The sequence below is a fragment of the Chitinispirillales bacterium genome, assembly GCA_031254455.1.
Classification (GTDB): Bacteria; Fibrobacterota; Chitinivibrionia; order Chitinivibrionales; family Chitinivibrionaceae; genus WRFX01.
The window spans coordinates 1-4710 of sequence record JAIRUI010000088.1; the positions used below are offsets into that span (position 1 = coordinate 1).

At 39.5% G+C, this 4710-nt stretch carries 5 protein-coding genes; 4 read left to right on the forward strand and 1 reads right to left on the reverse strand.

The window, feature by feature from the left end:
• Positions 1-345: 345 nt before the first annotated feature.
• Both ilvC and LBH98_06680 read left to right on the forward strand, forming a co-directional pair.
• Positions 346-1821, forward strand: a complete 1476-nt coding sequence (gene ilvC / locus LBH98_06675; protein ID MDR0304432.1) for a ketol-acid reductoisomerase — start codon at positions 346-348, stop codon at positions 1819-1821.
• 101 nt (positions 1822-1922) lie between these two features.
• On the forward strand, positions 1923-2645 hold the full coding sequence (locus LBH98_06680; protein MDR0304433.1) for a hypothetical protein: 723 nt from the start codon (positions 1923-1925) through the stop codon (positions 2643-2645).
• Positions 2646-2685: 40 nt separating this feature from the next.
• Here the strand turns inward: LBH98_06680 and aroC are convergent, their stop codons facing one another.
• Positions 2686-3762: a chorismate synthase gene (aroC, locus tag LBH98_06685; protein MDR0304434.1), complete on the reverse strand. Its 1077-nt coding sequence runs from the start codon at positions 3760-3762 to the stop codon at positions 2686-2688.
• A gap of 294 nt (positions 3763-4056) precedes the next feature.
• Between aroC and LBH98_06690 the strand changes: the two genes are divergently transcribed.
• Together LBH98_06690 and LBH98_06695 are read left to right on the forward strand one after the other, a co-directional pair.
• The gene (locus tag LBH98_06690) at positions 4057-4206 is read left to right on the forward strand and encodes a hypothetical protein (GenBank protein MDR0304435.1); all 150 of its coding nucleotides are present in this window, start codon (positions 4057-4059) and stop codon (positions 4204-4206) included.
• A gap of 145 nt (positions 4207-4351) precedes the next feature.
• Positions 4352-4710 (forward strand): hypothetical protein (locus tag LBH98_06695; GenBank protein MDR0304436.1); only part of this gene is annotated, 359 nt, incomplete at its 3' end.

Below are 4710 nucleotides of genomic sequence, written 5' to 3' on the forward strand. Positions count from 1 at the left end.
AATAAGAGAAAATCCGTTAAAATTATCTTGATTTTATAGATGTGTACACTCTGTGAATGCAATATAGTATTTTATATAAAAACATGGTATTTTTTTATCCTTAACTAGGATTGAACCAATATTATTTTCACAAAATAAATGATGATATTTTTGGAAGATATATAATTCCCAAACAAATATTGAATTTCGGCAAAGAAAATCAAATTTTTTTTCTCTGCGGCTTTTGACGAGGCAAGTGACGGGAGATTTAATAAAACGCATATATAAAAAGATTTACGTCCTTCTTTGTCTGTAAAAAAAATATTTTATCATTGATTTTAACGAAAAAACAAAAAGAAGGAAGTTATGGGTAAGAATTATTTTAACAGTATCCCGTTCAGTAAGAAGGTTTGGGAATTGGGTAAATGCCGTTTTATGGATTCGGACGAATTTAACGGAGTCGAAAAACTTAAAGGCAAGAAGATCGTAATAATCGGTTGCGGCGCACAGGGTCTTAATCAGGGCTTGAATTTAAGGGACAGCGGATTGGACGTATCGTATGCGCTTAGAAAAGAAGCGATCGAAACAAAGCGTCAAAGTTTCAAAAACGCATCCGAAAACGGATTCAAGGTCGGCGTTTACGAAGAACTGATTCCGACGGCGGATTTGGTCGCAAACCTCACTCCCGACAAACAGCACACTCCGGTCGTAAACGCCGTTATGCCGCTCATGAAAAAGGGCGCGTCTCTGCTTTATTCGCACGGATTTAACATTGTCGAAGACGGAATGCAGGTTCGTCCGGACATAACGGTAATTATGGTAGCGCCCAAAAGTCCCGGCTCGGAAGTCCGCGAAGAATACAAACGCGGTTTCGGCGTTCCGACACTCATTGCCGTCCACCCCGAAAACGACCCCAACGCCGACGGTTTTGAAATAGCAAAAGCGTATTGCTGCGGAACGGGCGGAGACAGGGCGGGCGTTTTAGAGAGTTCATTTGTCGCCGAAGTGAAATCCGACCTTATGGGCGAACAGACGATTCTTTGCGGAATGCTGCAAACCGGCTCGATTTTGGCTTTCGACAAAATGATAAAAAACAAAATAGATCCGTCTTACGCATCGACGCTCATTCAATACGGCTGGGAAACCATTACCGAAGCGCTCAAACACGGCGGAATTACCAATATGATGGACAGATTAAGCAATCCGGCTAAAATCAAAGCGTTTGAACTCGCCGAAGAAATAAAAGAAATTCTGACGCCGCTTTATCAAAAGCACATGGACGACATTTTAGACGGTGATTTTTCCAAAATTATGATGGAAGATTGGGCCGCGGGCGACAAAGATTTGCTTAGATGGCGCAAAGAAACCGGTGAAACCGCGTTTGAAAAGGCGAAAAGCAACGCAAAAGATTCGATAAGAGAGCAGGAATATTTTGACAACGCTATTTTAATGGCCGCGTTTGTAAAGGCGGGCGTCGAGTTGGCGTTTGAAACGATGACGGACGCGGGGATTTTGGAAGAATCGGCTTATTACGAGTCGTTGCACGAAGTTCCGCTCATCGCAAACACGATTTCACGCAAGAAACTTTATGAAATGAACGTCGTAATCTCGGATACCGCAGAATACGGAAACTATCTTTTCAGCAATTCTGCGATACCGCTTCTTAAGGATTTCGTAGAAAATCTTGGCGCCGACGTTATCGGAAAACCTTTGGCGGTCAAAGATAACGGCGTTGATAACCGTTACTTAATTGAGATAAACGACCTCATTCGCAATCATCCGATTGAGTGCGTAGGCGCAGAACTTCGCGGCTATATGACGGCGATGAAAGCGATTGCGTAAGTATATACTTTGAAGCGGACTTTTGTCCGCTTCATTATTTCTGTGCAAATCTTACACAAATTACTTATATTTATTATTGTTTTATAAAAAAGGACGGCGTTATGAAAAAAACGTACTATTTTTCAACGTTTATTCTCTTCACTTTGTTTGGGGCTGCCGACGCTCAAATAAATTTATTGCATACGTTTGAGAATGTAAAAAATTTTAATTATTATGTCAATACTGATTTCAAGGGATACGTTATTGACAATAAAATTTATAACGAGGATTTTTCTTTGAGAAAATCTATTGATATACCATCGCTTGACGGTTATAAGTTTTCAATATCTGAAGTATCGGAAAAAATATTTAACCTAGATAATAAATTGGAGTTTCTTGTATATTTTTCAAATAATGAGTTACCAAATAAAACTACTTTGCGACTATACAATGAAGATGGAAACATGCTTAAAGATTTTGGAGCGGCAGAAATAAATATTAGTGGAAAATTACATTTAATGTCAAACGGTAATTACGTACTTATTGTTAATAAAGGGAATTATATAGTAGACTATGAATTATTTTCTCAATATGAAATCTATTCGCTGCCCGGAAAAGGAAATACCGTTTCGACACAGATTGTTAAGAAATCTACCGAATTGGCATACAAACTGCGTCCGGGTGAAACCGCGACAATGAAAATCTACGACGTAAGAGGACGTTTAATAGATACGAAACAGGTGGATTACGTTTTCGACAGAATTTTGCTCAACACGACAAACTATTCGCGCGGCGCATACGTTTACGAAATCAACGGAGTCGCCAAAAAATTCATGGTTAAGTGATCTTGCGCGATAAACCTGTATTATTGGCTTTGTTTTTTGGTTATTTTATCGCTTTCTGCCGCATCAAGCAATCCAAAAGAACCATTGCCGCCATCGCCTCGACTACGGGAACGGCGCGAACGGCTACACAAGGATCGTGACGCCCCTTTCCTTCAAGCGTTACCGAATTTGTGTCATAGCCGACGGTATCCTGCGCAAGTCCGATTGTCGCAGTAGGCTTGAATGCGACGTTAAAAACAATATTTTCTCCGTTTGTTATGCCGCCTTGAACCCCGCCGCTGTTGTTGGTTTTTGTCCGTAAAACGCCGTTTTTCATAACAAAAGCGTCGTTATGTTCGCTCCCTTTCATTTTACTTGATGAAAAACCGCTTCCGATTTCAAAACCTTTCGCGGCGGGAATAGACAGCATCGCCTGTGCAAGCAAAGCGTCGATTTTGTCAAAAACCGGATTGCCAAGCCCCGTCGGCACGCCTCTGCAAACGCAAGAAACGACAGCGCCTATCGAATTCTTTTGCGCTTTAACCTTTTCTATTTCTTTTTCCATCAAATCCGAAATCAAGGCGTTCGGACACTTCGACGCCGAAGCGTCGATTATTTCCTGCGTTATTGCGTTTTCATCGATGTCTTTTACGCAAATTTCACCGATTCGACTAACAAACGCGACGATTTCAATTCCGAAATTTTTAAGAACCCGTTGAGCTATCGCACCGGAAATCACCCGCCCGACAGTCTCTCTTGCGCTCGCTCTTCCACCGCCGCTTGACGCCGAAATCGCAAACTTTTCTCTGTAAGTAAAATCGGCATGCGACGGACGCGGAACATTTGCAAATTCTTTATAGTCGTCAGGACGAAATTCACCGTTCGTCACAACTACCGCGATAGGCGTTCCAAGCGTTTTGCCGTTTTCCACTCCCGAAAGTATTATAGCCGTATCGCTTTCACCGCGCTGAGTCGTAAATTTATTAAGTCCTGGCTTTCTCCTGTCTAATTGCTTTTGAATTAAACTTTCGCTTATTTCGATGTTGGGCGGGCAGCCGTCAATAACCGCGCCGACTCCTTTGCTGTGACTTTCCCCGAACGTAGTCGTTCTGTAAATCACGCCGAACGTATTATCCATTTTTTGTTTCCGTTTGAAAAAATTAATGTCTTTTTGGATTGAAACTTAGATAAAATAATATCCGCCTCACACCGATAATTAATCAAAAATTCCATTATACAAGAGATTCCAATATTAATTTCATGACTTTATCATAATCAAGATTATTTAATATTATATCAAGTTATATATTTTTGAGATTATATTATTATACAATATATAGTATATAAGTAAATAAATCTTACTATTATATTGCGCCGCAATATATTTTCACTATGAATGTTTTTAGAAAAAACGCTTTCAAAACAATTAACTATGAATAAAACAATATTATTGTTTTTGTTTTTTGCAATTTTCGCATTTGGACGAGACAGAGACGTCTTGTCCGTTTCATGCGACGCCGCCTATGTTTCTATTTTAGACGCCAAATGCGCAAAACCGATTGAAGCATTGCGGTATGAATAGAATTTATTAAAATCCGTTCGTATGCAAAGTATGACGGAATCGTGTTTATAAAATTTATGAATAAATAGAGAAAATATATTTGAGGGAACCAAAAAAAGTATTTTTGGTCTAATGATTCTAATAAAATTGGGCGGAGGAGATAAAAATGAAAAATTTCAACGGTGAATTTGCAAGTGAAGCGGAAGATTGGAACAAGTTATCTATGCAGGAAAAAGAAAGAATTTACAAAGAAGATGTGGAACAACTTCGTAGAGATTTTAATTCTGTTGAGGGCGGAAATGGACAGGCAATATCCGATTGGACGAGAAAATATGGAAGAAGAGGATATAAAAACGGGATTGACGGCGTAATAAATATTCCGGCAAGAGATATAATACGCGAGCGGCCTGTTAAACAATATTCTTTTGAGGAAAACGATTTTAATGAAAGAAAACAAACTCGTAATCCAAATTATAATCCGCAAAAAGTTTCGCAGCCGACGAATAACTTGTCGATGAATGATAA

Bases quoted from the DNA above. Each gene is read 5' to 3' on its own strand.
- ilvC (MDR0304432.1), top strand. From the start codon at position 346: ATGGGTAAGAATTATTTTAACAGTATCCCGTTCAGTAAGAAGGTTTGG.
- LBH98_06680 (MDR0304433.1), top strand. From the start codon at position 1,923: ATGAAAAAAACGTACTATTTTTCAACGTTTATTCTCTTCACTTTGTTT.
- aroC (MDR0304434.1), bottom strand. From the start codon at position 3,762: ATGGATAATACGTTCGGCGTGATTTACAGAACGACTACGTTCGGGGAA.
- LBH98_06690 (MDR0304435.1), top strand. From the start codon at position 4,057: ATGAATAAAACAATATTATTGTTTTTGTTTTTTGCAATTTTCGCATTT.